The organism is Kitasatospora sp. NPDC032757, assembly GCF_055579305.1.
This window is the reverse complement of sequence record NZ_JBVINN010000022.1, coordinates 94,057-112,693: the sequence shown is the minus strand read 5'-3', so window position 1 is coordinate 112,693 and position 18,637 is coordinate 94,057. Positions and strand designations below refer to the sequence as shown.

Below are 18,637 nucleotides of genomic sequence, written 5' to 3'. Positions count from 1 at the left end.
TCACGCTGTGCCGGACGGCGCCTGGGCGGCTGCGACGACGCGGTGGGCGAGTGCCACCAGGTCCGCGACGGCCGGGTGTCCCGGTCCCTCGCGCCAGGCGAGGACGACGGGAACGGCCGGTGCGTCCGCGAGCGGGCGGTAGACCAGCGACGGGTGTGTGTGGCTGCCCGGGGTGGCCGAGGTGGAGACCCCCACGGCGCGGGCCGCGGCGATGGCGATGAGCCACTCGTCGGTGTTGGCCACCTCGATGGTCGCGACGGGCCGGGCCGTCGGCGGCCAGAGGTCCGTCGTCGTGGTGCCGGAGACGGTGTTGAGGGCGACGGGGTGGGCCGCGAGGTCCGCCAGGGTGATCCGGGGGAGAGCGGCCAGCGGGCTGTCGGCCGGCATGACCACCACGCGCTCCTCCGTCAGCAGCAGTTCGGTGCGGAGCCCGGCCGAGGTGACGGCCCCGCGCAGCAGGGCCGCGTCGACCCTGCCCTGGGTGAGGCCGGCCGTGCGGTCGTCGATGCGGAGCAGCTCCAGCGGTACGGCGGGGTGCGTCTCGTCCCAGCGACGCAGCAACGGGACGGTGTGGACGCCGAGCGCCGCCCAGGTGTGGCCCAGGCGCAGCGGCCAACTCCTCAGGCCGCCGGGGTCGAGGGCGGTCTCGACGGCGGCGACGGCGGCACGGGCCTTGTCGCGGAAGGTGTGGCCCTCGGCGGTCAGCCCCAGGTGGTGGGTGGAGCGGTCGACGAGGCGGGCGCCCAGGTGCTCCTCGAGCTGGCGCAGCGTGCGGGAGAGTGCGGGCTGGCTCAGGTGGAGGCGGGCGGCGGCGCGGGTGACGTTGCCCTCCTCGGCGATGGCCAGGAAGGCGCGCAGGTGCCGCAGCTCGATGGTCATGCGTCAGGAGCATAACCGCGGCGGATTCGGCATTTCACACGGCGTGGCGGGATTCCTAGCGTGAAGGGCATGACCTCCTCCACACTGCGGACCTCCTCCACCCTGCGATCCTCCCCCGCGCCGCGGACCTCCCCCATACCGCAATCCTCCCCCGCGTCGACGGCCGCGCCCGTTGCCGTCCTTCGGCACGCCGCAGGGCGCGGCAGTCTCGGCGGCGTCGGTCTGATGCTGGCCGGGGCGGTGTCCGTCCAGTTCGGGTCGGCCTTCGCCGCGCTGCTGTTCCCCCGGGCCGGGGCGCTGGGCGCGGTCGCGCTGCGGGTGACCTTCGCCGCCCTGCTGCTGCTGGTCGTCGCCCGGCCCCGGCTGCGCGGCCATGCGCGCGCCGACTGGGCGGTGGCGGGCGGGTTCGGCCTGGCGCTCGGCGGCATGAACATCCTCTTCTACCAGGCGATCGACCGGATCCCGCTGGGCGCGGCGGTCAGCTTCGAGGTGCTCGGCCCGCTGCTGCTCTCGGTGGCCGTCTCGCGCAGCGCCGCCGGCCTGCTCTGGGCCGGCCTCGCGTTGGCCGGGGTCTGCCTGCTGGGCCGCGGCGGCTTCGGCGGGCTGGACCTCGCGGGCCCGGCCTTCGCCCTGGGCGCCGGGGCGATGTGGGCCGCGTACATCGTGCTCAACGCCCGTGCGGGTGCCCGCTTCCCGCGGCTGGACGGGCTGGCGATCGCGATGGCCGTCGCCGCGCTGGTCAGCCTGCCGCTCGGGATCGGGGCAGCGGGCCGCACGCTGCTGGAGCCGCAGCTGCTCGGCCTCGGCCTGGTGATCGCGGTGATGAGCTCGGGCGTGCCCTACACCCTGGAGCTGCTCGCCCTGCGACGGCTGCCGGCGGCAACGTTCGCCGTGCTGACCAGCCTGTCGCCGGCCCTGGCCGCGCTGTCCGGCTACCTGGTGCTGGACCAGGGGATGTCGTTGCCGCAGTGCGCCGCGATCGCCCTGGTGGTCACGGCGAGCGCGGGAGCGATCCGCACGGGACGGCGCTGAGCCGATGTCCCGCGGCGGACCTTGCCACCGTTGCTGCCGGACCGGCCGCCTTTGCCGCCGGGCCGGGCCGACCTACCATCAGATCTCGCGCGTCGGGGAGGAAGCCATGCGTCGCATCGCCGTTGTGGGAGCGGGCCAGGCGGGTCTGCAGCTCGGGCTCGGACTGCTCGCCGCCGGGTACCGGGTGACGCTGGTGGCCGAGCGGACGCCGGACCAGCTGCGCGGCGGCCCGGTGCTGTCGACGCAGGCGATGTTCGGCCCGGCGCTGCGGATCGAACGGTCGGCCGGGCTGGACCACTGGGCCGGGGAGGCGCCGGCGGTCAGGTCGGTCGCCTCGGTGCTCGCGGTGCCGCCCGGAGTCCGGGCCCTCGACTTCACGATGACGCTGGACGAGCCGGCCCAGTCGGTGGACCAGCGGCTGAAGCTGGCGCACTGGCTGGAACTGTTCACGGAGCGCGGCGGCCGGGTGGAATACCGCTCGCTGGACGTCGCCGGCCTGCAACAACTCGCCGAGCGGCACGAGTTGACGGTGGTGGCGGCCGGGCGGGGCCCGCTCGCCGCCCTCTTCGAGCGGGACGCCGCCCGCTCGCGCCACGACGCACCGCAGCGGTCGCTGTCCTGCCTGTACGTGCACGGTGTCGGCTCGCCCGACCCGGCGGCCGAACCGCGGGCGCGGATGCACGCACTCCCCGGCGCGGGCGAGCTGTACCTGCAGCCGGCGCTGACCCTCTCGGGCCGGTGCGAGATCCTGCTCTGGGAGGCGCTGCCCGGCGGCCCGCTGGACGGCTTCACCGATCGCCCCGGCCCCGCCGAGCAACTGGAGCGCATCCGCGGCCTCCTGCGCGCCCACCTCCCGTGGGAGGCGGAGCTGTGGACCGGCGCCGAGCCGACCGACGCGGGTGCCGGGCTCTTCGGCGCGGTGACACCGACCGTCCGCCGGCCCGTTGCCCGGCTCGGCGGCGACGCCGAGGAGGTCCACGTCCTCGGCATCGGCGACGCGCTGGTGGTGAACGACCCGATCACCGGCCAGGGCGCGAACAGCGCCGCCCGGGCCGCCGACGCCTACCTGCGGGCGATCACGGTACACGGCGAGGCCCCGTTCACACCCGCCTGGATGAGTGACACCTTCGAGCGGTTCTGGCAGCAACACGCCCGCCACACCGTCGACTTCACCACCACGATGCTCGCCGTGCCGGATCACCTGCAGACCGTCTTCGCCGCCGCCGCCCAGCACGAGACCGTCGCCCGCCGCCTCGCCAACACCTACGCCGAGCCGAGCGACTACGCCGCCTGGCTCGCCACCCCCGAGCTGACCTCGGCCTACCTCGGCACGGTCGGCTGAGCGGGTCGGCCGAGCGGGTCGCTGCGCAGGGGTGGCCACGCCACGCCCGGCAAGCCGCCCATCGGCACACGATGGCGATCATCCTCAACTTCAACGGCAAGTCCAGCACCGGGCCCGGCGGCATCGCCCGGCACCTCGTCGTCGCCAAGGCCCCCACGTCCGGGGGTGGGTCCTTCGAACTCGCCATCTGGCGCCAGGACAGCACGCCCCCGGACGAGACGGCCCTGTTCCGGATCGCCGAGCAGGTCCTGCCGACCCTGCCGACCTGGGTCGCGGGACCGTAGGCCCCCGCGCTCCTCGGTGCCGAGCGGGAAGATCCGGAGTCGGCGCGGCCGTTCGTGCCCCGGGCCGGCGTTGGTGCCCCGGCGCATGAGGAAGCCCCCGGGACCCGGTCCCGGGGGCGCGTGGGCGCTCGCGTCAGCGGGCGAGCGGGCCGGGCAGCAGGGGCCCGGTGACGTGCTTGGTGTCGTCGTCGTCGGAGGTGAACGTCGTGGTGATCGAGCCGGCGCCCCAGGAGAGCACCCCGAGCACGATGAACGCGATCAGCAGCCCTCGCCCGCCGCCGCCCAGCACCAGAGGGCGGGTCGCCGAGACCGGGCCGCCGGGCACCGAGCCCGGCTCGTCGCCGAACAGGTACTTCGGGTAGGCGGACGTGAGCATCAGAAGGTATGCCATGTACCGCATCCGGTAGCGCAGGATCGCCGCCGTCGCCTCGAACAGAGCCTGGGGCATCCGGCCGAGGACCAGCACCACCACCCAGCTGATGAGCGCGACCGTCCACCACCCGGCATAGATCACGCTCTGGATGATCATCGCGGGGATGGCCAGCACGATCCGGAAGAACACCGCGAGCCGGTTGAGCTCACCGGGCCGCAACTCGACCTGGACGGGGTGGTCGGGGGTGCGGAACGCGAACGGCGGATAGCGGTCGTGGGTCAGCAGCAGGTAGGCGTTGACCCGTGTCTCGTACGGCACGTAGCCGGACAGGTAGTCGGCGGCGAAGACCGGCAGCCGGCCCAGCACAAGCGCGCCGAACCAGCCGATCACCGCGACGAAGAACGCCACCACCGACAGCACCCAGACCACCACGAACTGGGGGATCAGCAGGATGAGGCGCACCAGCACGGTGAGCCGGTTCTGAGGCCCCGGCGCGGGCATGTCCAGCACCGGCAGCCACTCGTTCGTGGACGGTGCGGGGGCGGGGGGAGCCTGCCACATCCGGGCCTCCAGGTCTCGACGCCAGGCGGACGACGGTGAACCCGCCGTGTGCTCCGAAGATCGCAGCCGACCGCGGTCCCCGCGCGTTGCGCTGCGCCGACCGGGGGAGCGGAGGACGCGACCGAGGCGGGCAGGTCCGGCCTCCGGAGTGATCACACAAGGTCATCGGACGCTCGGAGAGCGCCCAGGGGAGAGCAGTTTCGGGCATTGCCGCTTCCGGCGGGACCCCGGGAGGCAGGATCACCCGGAGGTGGCCGACCGTGCCGCCGATGTGTCATGCCTCGGCCATACAGCGCTCACGTGCGGGGGTGCCCGGTTGCCAGCGAACGACCACGACGACCACCACGACAACGACCACCACGACGACGGCCCTGACCACGACGGCCGCAGCCACGACGGCCGCCGTCATGGCGGCCGCAACAACCACGACGACGTGTACGACGCCCACCAGGACCACCTCGACGGTGACTGCGCCGGCTACGAGGCGGACCACGACGACCTCGCCGACTTCGCAGCCTTCCTGCGGATCTCCGCCGAGCTGACCGGCTTCGACGAGACCGAGCTGCGCGCCACCGGCATGGCCCACGAACATCACCGCACCGTGCTGGCCCGCCGCGCCCGGGACGAACACGGGCTCATCCACCTCTGGTACGTGGGAGCCTGGCCCGGCGAACCGCCCTCCTCGGCCCGCGCCCACGACCAGGGGCTGATGTGGCGCACCTTCCACGGCACCCCGCCGGGCGCCACCGCGCCCGGCTACGGCAGCTGAGCCGAGGCCCCGCAGCTCGGCGGCGACCGGTGAGCCCGCGCCGGGACGCCGTCGTCGTCTCGCCGCCGTCGATGTCTTCCTCGCCGACCGGACCGATGAGATCCGGGCCGAGGAGAACCGGGCCGCGTTCCTGGCCGTTCCGGTGTTGCAGCGGTGCTACGCACCGGCCGGCCCGGAAGCCAACGAGTTCTTCATCCTGCGCACCCGGCCTCCAGCCCCTCGGAGCAGCAGCTCCCCCGGCGCCGAGTCGCTCCGCTGTCCGGGTGAGGCCGGGGGCGGTGGAGCGTCGGGCCCGGGCGCGCGCCACCGCACGGTCCCGCGCGCCGCACTTCGGCGGGCGAGGCGCGTCGGGCAGCCGGGTGGCCCCGACTCCATGAGGCCGAAGGCCTGTGGTCATACCGTGCAGGATCCGGGAACCCCGGCAGAATCGAATGTGGACCGCTTCGTCCGCGCCTCCGTCGCCCCGGTACCGCCGGTCCTCCTGCTTGCATCCGTACCGCCCAGTTCAGAGGAGCACCCCATGCCCGACTTCCACCCGGAGCACGATCGTCTGGTCGTCAGGCCGATCGGGGAACCCGCCGCGGACGCCGACACCCGTCAGGGCGAGGTGGTGGCGGTGGGACCCGGCCGGCCCCTGGAGAGCGGCAAGCCGCACCCGGTGGACGTCAAGGTCGGCGACCGGATCGTCTTCGCCACGTTCTCCGGCTCGGAGATCGAGGTCGAGGGGGAGACGTACCTGGAGGTCCCCGAGGACGAGGTCCTCTCGCTGTCCGCCGAGTAGGAGAGCCTCATGACCGAGCAGCCGAAGGCCCGGATCGGCGTCACCGGACTGGCCGTGATGGGCCGCAACCTGGCCAGGAACTTCGCCCGCCACGGCTACCGCGTCGCCGTGCACAACCGCACGCAGGCCAGGACCGACGCCCTGCTGGAGGAGTTCGGCCACGAAGGCGAGTTCGTCCCGGCCGCGTCGCCGGAGGCCTTCGTCGCGGCGATCGAACGCCCACGCATGATCGTCATCATGGTCAAAGCGGGTGATCCGACCGACGCCGTCATCGACGAGCTCGTCCCGCTGCTCGACGAGGGCGACGTGCTGGTGGACGGTGGGAACGCCCATTTCCTCGACACCCGGCGGCGGGAGTCCGCCCTGCGCGAGCGCGGGCTGCACTTCGTCGGCAGCGGCATCTCCGGCGGTGAGCAGGGCGCGCTGGAGGGGCCCAGCATCATGCCGGGCGGCACGGCGGAGGCGTACCGGTTGCTGGGGCCGCTGTTGGAGAACATCGCGGCCCAGGTCGACGGCAGGCCCTGCTGCACGCACGTCGGACCGGACGGTGCCGGCCACTTCGTCAAGATGGTCCACAACGGCATCGAGTACGCGGACATGCAGCTGATCGCCGAGGCGTACGACCTGCTGCGCCACGCCGCGGGCATGCAGCCGGCCCAGATCGCCGAGGTGTTCCGCACCTGGAACGGCGGGCGGCTGGAGTCCTACCTGATCGAGATCACCGCGGACATCCTCGCCCACAGCGACCCGGAGACCGGGCGGCCCTTCGTCGACGCCGTGCTGGACCGGGCCGAGCAGAAGGGCACCGGACGCTGGACGGTCCAGACCGCGCTGGAGCTCGGTGTCCCCGTCGGCGGCATCGCGGAGGCGGTCTTCGCCCGCTCGCTGTCCGGCAGCGTGCCCCTGCGCGAGGCGGGCCGCGGCCTGCCGGGACCGACCGAGACCTGGCTCGACAGCGCGGCCTCCGACCGCTTCGCCGAGGACGTCGAGCAGGCCCTGTACGCCTCCAAGATGGTCGCGTACGCCCAGGGCTTCAACCAGATCCAGGCGGGCAGCGCCGAGTACTCCTGGCAGATCGACCCCGGCGCGATGGCCGCCATCTGGCGCGGCGGGTGCATCATCAGGGCCCGGTTCCTCAACCGGATCAAGGCCGCGTACGACGAGGACCGGGAGCTGCCCACCCTGCTCACCGACGCCCACTTCAGGGAAGCGCTCGGGTCCGCGCAGTCGGCCTGGCGGCGGGTGGTCTCGACGGCGGCGCAGCTGGGAGTGCCGGCACCGGGCTTCGCGACCGCGCTCGCGTACTACGACAGCCTGCGGGCGGAGCGGCTGCCGGCCGCCCTGATCCAGGGGCAGCGGGACTTCTTCGGCGCGCACACCTACCGGCGGGTCGACCGCGACGGGGTCTTCCACACCCGCTGGGAGGAGGCGGACCGCCCGGAGGAGAAGCGCTGACCGGGCCTCCTGCCGCGTGCCACGGCCCCACCGGGCGAACCCGGTGGGGCCGTGGCACGCGGGTGCGCGGGTCAGCCGGTGGTGACGACCATCCGGAAGCGGGCGGCGCCGGCGAGCATCCGGTCGTAGGCCGCGGTGATCCCGTCGAGCGGTACCGTCTCGACCATCGGGCGGATGCCGTGGAGCAGGCTGAACTCCATGGTGTCCTGCACGTCCTGCGCGGTTCCCGAGGGGTGGCCGCGGATGATCTTCCCGCTCATGAGCAGCTGGTTCGGGCTGATGCCCAGTGGTGCGGCGTCCGCGCCGATCACCACCAGCTCGCCCCGGGTGGCCAGACCGTCCACGGTCGCCGTGATGGCCTCGGAATTCGCCGCCGTTCCCAGGACCACCTGTGCTCCGCCGAGCGACTGCAGCGCCTCCCCGACGCCGGCGCCCGCCGTGCTGTCGACGTAGTGGTGCGCGCCGAGCTCCTTGGCGAAGTCCGCCTTGGCGGCCCCGCGGGCGATGGCCACGGTCTCGAAGCCCATGGCGACCGCGTACTGCACCGCCAGGTGGCCGAGACCGCCGATGCCCAGCACCGCGACCAGATCGCCCGGCTTGGCGGAGCTGCGCCGCAGTCCGTTGAACGTCGTGACGCCCGCGCAGCCCAGCGGGGCCGCCTCGGCCGGCGACAGCCCGTCGGGAATCCGGGCCAGGGCGTCCACCGGTGCGATCACCGCGTCGGCGTACCCCCCGTCGTAGGCCCAGCCGGGCACCTTCAGGGCCTCGCAGACGATGAAGTCGCCCTGTCGACAGCGCCGGCAGTGGCCGCAGCTGCCGCCGTACCAGCCGACCGCGACCCGGTCGCCCACCTGCCAACCGGAGTGGACGCTCTCGCCCACCGCCTCGATGCGCCCCGCGATCTCGTGGCCCGGCACCAGCGGGAACCGAACGCCCGGCAGGAGGGCGTCCACGAAGGCGGTGTCGCTGTGGCAGATCCCGCACGCCTCCACCGCCACCCGCACGTGGCCCGGGCCCGGCCGGGGTACGTCACGCTCGACGATCTCGAAGCGACCGCCGGCGGCCGGGACTTGTGCGACTCGATAGGTACTCATCCGGATCTCTCCCAAGCACTGGCACGACCAGGTACTGCTACCGCATCCCCCGCAGAAGGCATTCCCGCGCCCAGCACATCAGCTTCGGCTCGATCGCGCACGGCGGGCAGCGGGCTGTGGACGCACCGGTTCGGCCGTTCACGGCTGCGCGCATGTGCCGAAAGCTCCACAGGACCTTGCCATGCGGGCTATGCGCCGACGCATCGTGCTGGCACGCCGGGAGCGCTACGGCATCTCCCATGCCTGTGTTCGGGAGCGCGGCACGGCAGCCTTCGCTCCGATCATCGAGCTGCTGGCCGGCCGCCGAGATTTCCAGGAGCGATCGGCACGGCGGCAGTCAGTGGTGATCAAGCGACCGACTGACGGCCCTGCTCGAAGAAGGCCAGCACGCCGTCCATGCCGCCGAGCTCGCGGACCGTGGCCACCGCGCCGAACGGCGCGTTCCAGTACTTCCCCTGCTGCCGGGTGTGCGGGCCGACGTAGGCGTACGGCTCAGCCTGGAGGCCATCGCCCGGGGAGACCCCGTAGTCGACCGCGGCCACGGTCACGCCGATGTCGAACTGCTCGGGCCAGATCACCGGATCCGCCCCGGGAAACATCCGGCGAAGTGCGGCATCGCCGACCGCGAAACCATGCGCGATCCAGTGCGCCGGCTGCGGATCGGCTTCGATCACGTCCTCGGGGCCGACACCGGATCCGCCCTGGTAGAGCCCCGCGGGCGCACCGACCGTGACCCCGATCGCAGCCGCCAGCGCGGCGCAAGTGGTCCGCTCCAGGAAGAGGCGCTGCCCGGACGCCACCAGATCCGCGCCGACGACCTGCACGTTCGGCTCGGCCCGGGTGGCGAAGCCTCCGAGGGAGGCGCGCAGCCTGATCGTGCCACTGGTTCGGAACTGTGGTCCGGCGAGGACCAGCTCCGCGACCGCGTGCAAGGCGCGGCGGGTGCGTACAAGCGATTCGATGTCCATGACGGCATGCTCTCCCACAGTGGCGCCCGGCTCCCGTACCCGGCGCGTTCCCCACCGCTCACACGCCGAATCACACGCCGAACGCCTTCGGTGCGACCCCGGAGCGGCAGACCCCGATCTCCACGGTGCGGCTTGCGTGCCTGCAGGGTTGTCGGGGCCGTTGCCGCGTGCGTCACTGAAACCACGAAGGGCAACAGATGGCCACCGGGTCGACACCCGAGGAGCCGGTCCGTGTGAGCCGTCAGCGCTGTCGGGCCGGTGCTGCATCCGCAACGTGATTGCGGATAGGCGATCGAGGCGATCGCCACCTGGGCGCAGCGTTCGTATTCCTCACGCCGAGTGTCCGACCGGACCCGGCGCCGAGTGGACCTCGGCGATGAGCAGGGCCACGTCGTCGTCATCGTCATCTGCCCGCCGCAGGGCGGTCAGCAGACGGTCGCAGGTTGCTTCCAGCGGGAGCCTGGGCCCGCGGAGCAGGCTCATGAGGGCATCAAGGCGGGTGTCGATGGCCTGGTCACGGGTCTCCACCAGGCCATCGGTGTACAGGAGCAGCCGGTCACCGGGCGCCAGCTCCACGCAGGCGGACTCGAAAGGGACGCCTCCGACGCCCAGCGGCGCGCCCGGGGGCAGCTCCAGCAGCACCGGGGCCCGACCGGGGCGGTCCAGTACGGGGGGCGGATGGCCGGCCAGCGCGATGCGGCACCGCCTGCCGTGCGGGTCGTAGACGACATAGACGCAGGTGGCGATGGTCTCGTCGAGTTCGGCGGTGATGCGGTCGAGGTGGTGCAGCACCTGAGCGGGGTCGAGGTCGAGATCGGCCAGGGTGCGGGTGGCGGTGCGCAGCTGGCCCATCCTGGCGGCGGCGTTGATGTCATGGCCCATGACGTCGCCGACGACCAGAGCGGTCTTGTCGCCGGCCAGCGTGATGGCGTCGAACCAGTCACCGCCGGCCAGCGCGGCGCGTCCCGCGGGCTGGTACCGGGAGGCGACCTGGAGACCGACGGGCCGCATGGGCACGTGCGGCAGCAGGTGGCGCTGCAGGGTCAGGGCCGCATTGCGTTGACTCTGGTACCAGCGGGCGTTGTCGATGCACACGGCGGCGCGGGCGGCAAGCTCCTCGGCCAGCACGATGTCGTCCTCGCCGAACGGCAGCGGATCGCGTACGCGCTTGAGGTCCAAGGCGCCGAGCACCTCGCCGCGGGCGATCAGCGGCACCGCCAAGTAGGAGCGCAGGCCTGCTCGGGCCAGCACGGTTGCGGCCTCGCCGTCTCGGGCAATGCCAGGCAGGTCCTCGCCCGTCACGTGGGCCACGAGCACCGGACGGCCGGTGGTCACGCACCGGGTGACCAGGCGGTCGGCGTCGTACTTGGCGATCTCCCCGACCGGGTCGGCGGCGCGCAAGGCGTCGGCGGGGTAGGCCGCCGCCACGGCCAGGGCCCGCAGGGTCACCGGCCCCGCGACCGGCCCGTGTGTGGGCGGGCGTCCGCTCAGGACCGAGTCGAGAACGTCGACCGCGGCGACGTCGGCGAGGTCGGGGACGACGAAGTCGGCCAGTTCCTGGGCGGTCCGGCCGAGGTCGAGGGTGGTGCCGATCCTCATGGACGCCTGGGCGACCAGTGCCAGTCTCTGTCGGGCGCGGGCGGCCTCGGCGGCCGCGCGGTGCTGCTCGGTGACGTCCACCACCGAGATGGCCAGGCCGAGCACCCGCCCGGCTGAGTCCTCCAGCCGGAAGTACGACGCTCGCCAGGCGTGGTCGCTGTCCGGATCGGCGCGCGTGCGGCCGACCGTGAACTGATCCACCAGCGGCTTGCCGCTCGCCAGCACCTGGCGCATGGCGGACTCGACGACCCCGGTGTCGAGGAACGGCAGTGCGTCGCGGACATCGCGACCGAGGTGCTGCTCGGCCGGCAGGCCGTTGATGCGCTCCAGCGTCGGGTTGACCAGGACGTACCTCAGGTCGGTGTCCAGCACCGCCAGCCCGATCGGGGACTGGGCCACCATCCGCGCCGACAGGGCCAGATCGCGCTCGACGCCACGTAGCGTGGCCTCGTCGGTGGCGATCCCCAAGGCATAGAGGCGGCCGCGCTCGTCCTGCAACCGCATGTTGCGGAACTCCACCAGCCGGGTGCTGCCGTCCTTGTGCCGCACCGGGAACACTCCCGCCCAGTGCCCGCCGCCACCCATCACCTCGGCGAACAGCTCGAGGATCAGACCCCGGTTCTCCTCGGCGACCAGCAGCTCGGCCGCGTACCGGCCAAGCGCCTCCTCGGCGCTCCAGCCGAAGAGATCCTGAGCCTGCGGGCTCCACAGGGCAACCCGCCCATCCGCGTCCAACACCGCTGCGGCCACACCCAACAGGTCCAGCAGGCCACCGGGCTCGGACGCGGCAGCCCGCACCCTGCCCGCCAGGGGCCGGCCCGCATCGGAGGCGCTCATTCCAGGCCTTCCTTCCGCCCGCCACCGATACCGGCGGCCTCGTCCGATCCAGCCCCGCCGCTCGACCTCGCCTTCCGTCTCGCTGCCCTTCATCGTCTCTCCGCGCAGGCCCGCTGGACAGCTCGGGCAAGCCCCCAGGCCCCCGTGGCCCTCGGTCGGCAACAGCCCAGCTTCTGCCCTGCGGCACCGCTTCGCCCTGACAGCCGGGCTTCGCCGTCGCTGCCGGCACGGTGGCCGCAACGCTGGCCGGGCCAGTCGTGGGGGGGTGCCCGCCCCCTTGCTGCCCCTGGCACTTGCGCTGACCCTGCTGGTGGGTGCCGCGGCGTTCGCCGCGAAGCTGCTTGGCCGCTTCGGCCCGGTGGGCGTCGTCCTGGCCACACTCCTGCTCCTCACGGTCGCCAACTCGATGACCAGGGCTGCCATCGGGGCCGACCTGCTCCCGATCGGCCCCACGTGATGTGAGCGATGCCGCGCATGCAAGAGGATGAACGTGGTCACCGTTCGGCTGAACGCACGCGGCCCGTCAAATTGCCCGAGTCGAATCCGCTCCGCACCGTGAGTGCCGCGACGGCGGGCCGCACCGCGTACCAGCGATCAGACTGGAAGGGGTGCTCCCCCTCCGGCCCTGCGACAGTCCTGGGTGGTGAACCATGGCAGAGGCCACCGATGAGGTGCGGACCGTGATTTTGACCGTGGACGACGATCCTGCGGTATCCCGGGCCGTCGCCCGTGACCTGCGCCGCCACTACGGGGAGGATTACCGGGTGGTCCGCGCCGAGTCCGGCGCTTCGGCGCTCGAGGCGCTGCGTGGTCTGAAGCTGCGGGGCGTGCCGGTCGCGGTGATCCTGGCCGATTACCGGATGCCGCAGATGGACGGCATCGAATTCCTCGAAGCGGCGCTCGATCTGTTCCCGGCAGCCCGACGGGTACTGCTCACCGCCTACGCCGACACCAACGCTGCGATCGACGCCATCAACGTCGTCGACCTCGACCACTACCTGCTCAAGCCGTGGGAGCCGCCCGAGGAGAAGCTGTACCCAGTGGTGGACGACCTGCTGGAGACGTGGCGGGCCGGCGACGGTCGCGCCGTGGACGTCACCAAGGTCGTCGGCCACCGCTGGTCGGCCCGTTCCTCCCAGATCCGGGAGTTCCTCGCCCGCAACCAGGTGCCGTACCGCTGGTACTCCAGCGAGGAACCAGAGGGCGGACGTCTGTTGGTCGCCGCAGGGCAGGACGGTCTGCGGCTGCCCTTGGTCGTGACCCCGGACGGCACTGCCCTCGTTGAGCCTGCCGAGCGGGACCTGGCCGCCCACGTAGGGCTGTCGACCACCCCCGCAGCCGACTTCTACGACCTGGTCATCGTCGGCGGCGGCCCCGCCGGCCTCGCCGCGGCCGTCTACGGGGCCTCGGAGGGTCTGCGCACCGTCCTCGTGGAACGCGAGGCAACCGGTGGACAGGCGGGCCAGAGCTCCCGCATCGAGAACTACCTGGGCTTCCCCGACGGCGTCTCCGGAGCGCAGCTCACCGACCGGGCACGCCGCCAAGCCACGAAGTTCGGCGCGGAGCTGCTCACGGCGTGCACGGTCACCGGCCTGGAAGTGAAGGGGGCGGCACGCACGCTGCGTTTCTCCGACGGCTCCGCCGTCTCAGCACACACCGTGATCCTCGCGACCGGTGTGTCCTACCGGCAACTGGACGTGCCGGGGGCGGCCGGACTGACCGGGCGCGGGGTCTACTACGGCTCGGCCCTGACCGAGGCGGCCGCCTGCCAAGGGCAGGAGGTGTACATCGTCGGCGGTGCGAACTCCGCCGGCCAGGCCGCGATGTTCCTCTCCCGCAGCGCCCGGAAGGTCACCCTGCTGGTGCGGGCACCGGAGCTGGCCTCGTCGATGTCCTACTACCTGCTCCAGCGGGTCGAGGACGCCTCCACCATCACGGTGCTCACGGACACGGTCGTCGAGGCGGCCGAGGGCGAGGAACACCTGGAAGGGCTGACCCTGCGCAACCGTGTGACCGGTAAGTCCGAGACCGTTGACGCGCAGTGGATGTACGTCTTCATCGGCGCGGCACCGCTGACCGACTGGCTGGACGGCACGGTACTCAGGGACTCGCGAGGCTTCGTGCTGACCGGCCCCGATCTGACCACCGACGGGCGCGCCCCTGCCGGCTGGCCGCTGGATCGGCCCCCCTACCACCTCGAGACCAACGTGCCAGGGGTCTTCGCAGCCGGAGATGTGCGCGCGGAGTCCGCCAAGCGGGTCGCCTCCGCGGTCGGCGAGGGCGCCATGGCCGTCATGCTCGTGCACCGGTACCTGGAGCAGTCATGACCTCCGCGCAGGAGAAGTGCGACGAGCAGGAGCTTCGGACGCTGTTCCTGTTCGAGAAGCTGGCCCCCGAGCAACTCACCCGGCTGTGCCGGGACGGCCACGTCGAATGGTTCGACCCGGGCCCGGTGTACCGGGAGGGCGATCCCGCGGCGGGCCTGTTCGTGCTGTTCCAGGGGACCGTGGTCCTCTCGCGCAGCGTCGGCGGTCAGGAGGTGGACGTCAGCCGGACATCCGCGCCCGGCGTGTACGCCGGGGCATTCCAGGCCTACCTCGGCGACCAGGTGCCGCAGGTGTACAACAACTCGCTCCGGGCGACCGAGCGGTCCAGGTTCTTCGTGCTGCCCGCGGAAGCTTTCGCGGAGATCATGCGCAGCTGGTTCCCGATGGCCGTCCACCTGCTGGAGGGTCTGTTCTTCGGATTCAAAAGCACCCAGGAGGCGGTCGGCCAGAGGGAGAGGTTGCTCGCCCTCGGGTCGGTGACAGCCGGGCTCACTCACGAGCTCAACAACCCCGCGGCTGCCGCCGTACGCGCCACCTCGGCCCTGCGGGAGCGCATCGCCCGGGTACGCCGCGAATTCGCGGAGCTCGCGGCCGACCCACGCCGAGGCGGGGACCTCGCGCACCTGAGGGAACTGCAGGACATGACGATCGGCCAGATGGGGCAGGCCTCAGCGCTCGACCCGCTGGAGGCCTCGGACCGCGAGGACGAGATCGGCGACTGGCTGGAGGCGCACGGCGTCGCCGACGGTTGGGAGCTGGCGCCGGTCCTCGTCGAGGCGGGTCTGGGCATCGACTGGCTGGACCGGATCGCCGGAGCTCTGCCCGAAGACCTGCTCGGAAGAGCGCTGAGCTGGCTGAGCTGCACGGTGGAGGCCGAGCTCCTGCTCGACGAGATCGAGGACGCCGCGCACCGCGTCTCCGCACTCGTCGGTGCGGCGAAGCAGTACACGCAGCTCGACCGGGCCCCGTACCAGAATGCTGATGTGAACGAGCTGCTGGACAGTACGCTGCTGCTGCTCTCTGCGAAGATCGGCCCGAGCATCACCGTCGTGCGCGACTACGACCGCACGTTGCCCAGCATCCCCGGCTACCCCGCCGAGCTGAACCAGGTCTGGACGAACCTGATCGACAACGCCGCCTGGGCCATCCGCAGCACCGGCGCCGGCGGCACCCTCACCGTTCGCACCGCACAGGACGGGAACCAGGTGCTGGTCGAGGTCCGCGACACCGGTCCCGGTGTGCCCGCCGACGTACGGAGTCGGGTCTTCGACCCGTTCTTCAGCACCAAACCTGCCGGCGAAGGTACCGGTCTCGGCCTGGACATCTCCTGGCGCATCATCGTGAACCGGCACGGCGGCGACCTGAGACTCGAGTCGGCCCCGGGCGACACCCGCTTCCAGGTCCGCCTCCCGATCAACCCCGTAGAGTCCGCCACTCCGCAGGAGTTGCCATGACCACTGTCGCCGAGTCGGAGCTCACGCCCAGGCCGGCCGCTGCCGTACCCGGGTGAGCCGCCTTCGCGTCTGAACTCACGGGTGGGCGGAGCCGACAGCGGCGCGAGCCTGGTCGACGTCGCGTCACGGCGCATCCCTTTCAGTGGTCCTGGTCTTCCCGGCTCGCCGGCCGAGCGCGTTCGGCGATACTTTAACCTTCAAGTCATTGCTTCTGTGCGAGGCTGAGGGCCTTGTGGTCCGCGCCTGTGACGTGTGCCGTCAAGTCACAGGTGTCAGCGTGCGGGCGAGTCGATGCGCTGCAGGATGCGTTCCGTATCCTGTCCGAGCCTGCGCAGGCGCTCGCCGGACAGGTTGTCGACGACGAGGCGACGGACATGGGCCACATGGGCGGGGGCGGCCGCCTCCAGCGTCCCCATGCCGGCCTGCGTGAGGACGGCGTTGGTGAACCGTCCGTCGCTCGGATCCGGCTCCCGCCGCACGTACCCTCGGCTCTCCAGTCGCTTCACCATGTGCGACAGCCGCCGGAGTCGGTTCTCCGGGTCGCCTACGCGGTCTCCTCGGCCGTGAGGCGCTGGAGCAGGTCGAACAGGGTTGCGCGGTCTGTTGCGGGCAGGGCGGCGAAGCAGGTGGCGAGGACCTCGTCGGCGATCCTGTGGCCGGCTGCCAGGACCTGCTCGCCGACGGGGGTGAGGTGGTGCTCGATGCGCCGGCCGTGTCCCGGTCGGCGCTCGACCGTGCCTTGGGTCGTCAGGCGGCCGACGAGCGTTCCGAAGGCCTGCTCGGTCTGGAACGTCGCCGCGGCCAGCTCGCGGGCCGATGCCCCGGGCGAGCGGCTGATCGCACGCAGGGCATCCCACTGGGCCAGCGTGGTGCCCACGGTGGAGAGCGCACTGTCGAGCGCCCGGTGCTGCCGGTACTGGGCCTGCTTGACCGCTCTGCCGAGTTCTTGCAGCTCATCACTCATGGACCGAGTCTACGACATAACCAAGCTAGCTTATATAAAGATGTTTAGTATTTTGGAGGCATGACCGCAGAACACCAAGCAGCGGACCTGTCCCTGACCCTGTCCGAAGCCGGGCGGCCGGTCCTGATCCTGCACGGCGGCGGGGGCCCGGCCACCGTCGCCGGCCTCGCCGGGCACATCTCCCGCACCGCACACGCCATCACGCCCGTGCACCCCGGCTGGGACGGCGCCCACCGCCCCGAATGGCTCACCGGCATCGACGGCCTCGCCCTCGCCTACCTCCACCACCTGCGGGACCGCCGGCTGGACGACGTCCTCGTCATCGGCTCCTCGCTCGGCGGCTGGATCGCCGCCGAGATGGCCGTACGCGACACCGCGGTCGCCCGGGCCTACCTCCGTACCGAGCTCCACCCCCGGGAATCCCGCTTGGCAGGCCGCGCGGGCCACGCTGAGGGCCGGGCCGAGGCCCGCCCCTCTGGTCCGAAGCTCACTGAGGCCGGAGGTGCGTGGTCGACGGGGCCGGGAGTCAGCCGTGCCTGCGTCGTCCACCGGACGAAGGCGTTCGGCTGCACCGAACTACCCGCCGGCATCGACCCCATCATGAACCTGGCCACCAGGTCATGAGCCGCGCTCCTGCTCCGCCGGGGTGGCCACGAACGAGGCCCACAGCGGGTCGGACGTTCGCGCGGGTTGCCCGGACGGGCGGGCGTTCACGCACCGTTCCCGGCGGGGGCTACCTCTCCGACTTCCCCGCCGCCCTGGCCACCGCCGGGACCAGGCCCTTCGAACCGACCACGGTGCCCGACACCCCGGGCGGGCACCTCGACCGGCTCCTGCGCCTCGTTGAGGACCGCGGCTTCTCCGTCTGCCAGCGCGACCACCACGTCACGCCGGACCTCGCGGTGGTCAACGTGCTGGTGCCCGGCCTGGAGCGGTTCATGCTGGTCACCGACGGCCAGGTCGTGGTGCCCGGCGCGCGCGGACTCGCGGTGGCCCGTGGTGAGTGAGCCGGTGTCGCGGCCGCTCGCCTCCTCCGACGCGCCTCGGGCAGCGCAGTTGCTTGCCGCCTGCGAACGGGCCGACCGTACCGGTGGCCGGCGCGGTGAACGCGACCTCGTCGACGGCTGGGCGGCTTCGGGCATCGACCTGGCCGCCGGCACGACGTCGGCCTGGGCCGGAACGGAACCGGTCGCGTACGCGGTCACGCGAACGCGCGAACTCGCCGACCCCGTCCACGAGATGACCGTGGACATCGCGGTGCATCCCGCCCACCGGACGCCGAGCGCCATCGCGCACCTCCTTGCCTGGTGCCGCCGCACCGCTGCCCACCGGCACCGAGAGGGGCTCGGTGACTCCCCGCTGGAACTCCATGCCCGTACGCAGGGCCACCAGCGGTGGCTCGCCGAGGCACTTCAAGCCGCGGGCTACCGGCGGGTGCGCAGTTACCTGGGCATGCGGATCGACTGGCGGAGCACGTACCCGCCACGGCGCCGACGACGCCGCACGGTACCGCGATGGCGCCGTACGACGACCGCTACGACGGGCAATTGCCGACCGCCGACGGCCGGGAGGTCCTCTGCTATCTGCTCTTCTCCGAAGTCGGCGACGCGGTCGGTGAACGCGAGTTGTACCTCGCCAACGCCGGCACCCGTCCGGACCTGCACGGACCTGCACGGACAGGGCCTGTACCGGGCCGTGTTCGCCCATACGCTCGCCCGCGCAAAGGATCAGGGTTACCGGTGGGCCGTCCTGGACGTCGACTCCACCAACCGCATGGCGGCCGGGGGCTTCTACGAACGCGTCGGCGCGCGGACCTTCCGCACCTGGACCGGGCACGTGCTCGACCTCACCGGTGGCGCGGATCACGGCGATCCCGGAGCACGGCCGGGCAGCGGCTGAACCGCGCCGGTGCGTGCCC

Annotated in this window: 18 protein-coding genes and 1 pseudogene; 12 read left to right on the top strand and 7 right to left on the bottom strand. The window is 72.3% G+C overall.

From position 1 onward, the window contains the following. Entirely contained in the window at positions 1-879 is an 879-nt protein-coding gene (locus ACZ5WK_RS23650; RefSeq protein WP_465549767.1) for a LysR family transcriptional regulator, read from the bottom strand. A gap of 69 nt (positions 880-948) precedes the next feature. Here ACZ5WK_RS23650 and ACZ5WK_RS23645 point away from each other — a divergent pair, with 69 nt between their 5' ends. The 3 genes from ACZ5WK_RS23645 to ACZ5WK_RS23635 all read left to right on the top strand — a co-directional run bounded on the left by ACZ5WK_RS23645 (position 949) and on the right by ACZ5WK_RS23635 (position 3,537). Then, a complete protein-coding gene (locus tag ACZ5WK_RS23645; protein WP_465549765.1) occupies positions 949-1,911 on the top strand; it encodes an EamA family transporter in 963 nt (320 codons plus the stop codon). A gap of 106 nt (positions 1,912-2,017) precedes the next feature. Then, entirely contained in the window at positions 2,018-3,253 is a 1,236-nt protein-coding gene (locus ACZ5WK_RS23640; RefSeq protein ID WP_465549763.1) for a styrene monooxygenase/indole monooxygenase family protein, read from the top strand. Between the two features lie 71 nt (positions 3,254-3,324). Further along, on the top strand, positions 3,325-3,537 hold the full coding sequence (locus ACZ5WK_RS23635) for a hypothetical protein (protein WP_465549761.1): 213 nt from the start codon (positions 3,325-3,327) through the stop codon (positions 3,535-3,537). A 133-nt stretch (positions 3,538-3,670) separates the two neighbouring features. Here the strand turns inward: ACZ5WK_RS23635 and ACZ5WK_RS23630 are convergent, their stop codons facing one another. Further along, positions 3,671-4,471 carry a DUF4389 domain-containing protein gene (locus ACZ5WK_RS23630; RefSeq protein ID WP_465549759.1) on the bottom strand — a complete coding sequence of 267 codons (801 nt, stop codon included), beginning with the start codon at positions 4,469-4,471 and terminating at the stop codon, positions 3,671-3,673. Between the two features lie 316 nt (positions 4,472-4,787). Between ACZ5WK_RS23630 and ACZ5WK_RS23625 the strand changes: the two genes are divergently transcribed. The 3 genes from ACZ5WK_RS23625 (at position 4,788) to gndA (ending at position 7,476) form a co-directional block, all read left to right on the top strand. Continuing rightward, entirely contained in the window at positions 4,788-5,240 is a 453-nt protein-coding gene (locus ACZ5WK_RS23625; RefSeq protein ID WP_465549757.1) for a hypothetical protein, read from the top strand. 520 nt (positions 5,241-5,760) lie between these two features. Further along, complete coding sequence (locus ACZ5WK_RS23620) at positions 5,761-6,021, top strand: co-chaperone GroES (RefSeq protein ID WP_396325870.1); 261 nt, start codon at positions 5,761-5,763, stop codon at positions 6,019-6,021. Positions 6,022-6,030: 9 nt separating this feature from the next. Further along, the gene (gndA, locus tag ACZ5WK_RS23615) at positions 6,031-7,476 is read left to right on the top strand and encodes an NADP-dependent phosphogluconate dehydrogenase (RefSeq protein ID WP_465549754.1); all 1,446 of its coding nucleotides are present in this window, start codon (positions 6,031-6,033) and stop codon (positions 7,474-7,476) included. Positions 7,477-7,547: 71 nt separating this feature from the next. Here gndA and ACZ5WK_RS23610 read toward each other — a convergent pair whose 3' ends face one another. From ACZ5WK_RS23610 to ACZ5WK_RS23600, 3 genes are all read right to left on the bottom strand, one after another. Continuing rightward, positions 7,548-8,570, bottom strand: coding sequence for an alcohol dehydrogenase (locus ACZ5WK_RS23610; protein ID WP_465549752.1), 1,023 nt, complete (start codon positions 8,568-8,570; stop codon positions 7,548-7,550). 347 nt (positions 8,571-8,917) lie between these two features. Next, positions 8,918-9,538, bottom strand: coding sequence for a hypothetical protein (locus ACZ5WK_RS23605; RefSeq protein ID WP_465549750.1), 621 nt, complete (start codon positions 9,536-9,538; stop codon positions 8,918-8,920). Positions 9,539-9,868: 330 nt separating this feature from the next. Then, complete coding sequence (locus tag ACZ5WK_RS23600; protein ID WP_465549748.1) at positions 9,869-11,974, bottom strand: SpoIIE family protein phosphatase; 2,106 nt, start codon at positions 11,972-11,974, stop codon at positions 9,869-9,871. Positions 11,975-12,251: 277 nt separating this feature from the next. Here ACZ5WK_RS23600 and ACZ5WK_RS23595 point away from each other — a divergent pair, with 277 nt between their 5' ends. From ACZ5WK_RS23595 to ACZ5WK_RS23585, 3 genes are all read left to right on the top strand, one after another. Further along, entirely contained in the window at positions 12,252-12,431 is a 180-nt protein-coding gene (locus ACZ5WK_RS23595; protein ID WP_465549746.1) for a hypothetical protein, read from the top strand. Between the two features lie 193 nt (positions 12,432-12,624). Then, positions 12,625-14,301 carry an NAD(P)/FAD-dependent oxidoreductase gene (locus tag ACZ5WK_RS23590; protein WP_465549744.1) on the top strand — a complete coding sequence of 559 codons (1,677 nt, stop codon included), beginning with the start codon at positions 12,625-12,627 and terminating at the stop codon, positions 14,299-14,301. Continuing rightward, a complete protein-coding gene (locus tag ACZ5WK_RS23585) occupies positions 14,298-15,755 on the top strand; it encodes an ATP-binding protein (RefSeq protein WP_465549742.1) in 1,458 nt (485 codons plus the stop codon). Before ACZ5WK_RS23590 ends, ACZ5WK_RS23585 begins: the two co-directional genes overlap by 4 nt. A gap of 272 nt (positions 15,756-16,027) precedes the next feature. Here the strand turns inward: ACZ5WK_RS23585 and ACZ5WK_RS23580 are convergent, their stop codons facing one another. Together ACZ5WK_RS23580 and ACZ5WK_RS23575 are read right to left on the bottom strand one after the other, a co-directional pair. Beyond that, a complete protein-coding gene (locus ACZ5WK_RS23580) occupies positions 16,028-16,264 on the bottom strand; it encodes a hypothetical protein (RefSeq protein WP_465549740.1) in 237 nt (78 codons plus the stop codon). A gap of 35 nt (positions 16,265-16,299) precedes the next feature. Continuing rightward, complete coding sequence (locus ACZ5WK_RS23575) at positions 16,300-16,719, bottom strand: MarR family winged helix-turn-helix transcriptional regulator (protein ID WP_465549738.1); 420 nt, start codon at positions 16,717-16,719, stop codon at positions 16,300-16,302. Positions 16,720-16,779: 60 nt separating this feature from the next. On the opposite strand from ACZ5WK_RS23575, the pseudogene ACZ5WK_RS23570 reads away from it, so the two are divergent. The 3 genes and pseudogenes from ACZ5WK_RS23570 to ACZ5WK_RS23560 all read left to right on the top strand — a co-directional run. Then, positions 16,780-17,097, top strand: a pseudogene (locus tag ACZ5WK_RS23570) (alpha/beta fold hydrolase); the annotation flags it as partial. Between the two features lie 419 nt (positions 17,098-17,516). Beyond that, entirely contained in the window at positions 17,517-17,726 is a 210-nt protein-coding gene (locus tag ACZ5WK_RS23565) for a hypothetical protein (RefSeq protein WP_465549736.1), read from the top strand. Continuing rightward, on the top strand, positions 17,719-18,618 hold the full coding sequence (locus tag ACZ5WK_RS23560) for a GNAT family N-acetyltransferase (RefSeq protein WP_465549734.1): 900 nt from the start codon (positions 17,719-17,721) through the stop codon (positions 18,616-18,618). The genes ACZ5WK_RS23565 and ACZ5WK_RS23560 overlap by 8 nt, the downstream gene beginning before the upstream one ends. Positions 18,619-18,637 lie beyond the last annotated feature (19 nt).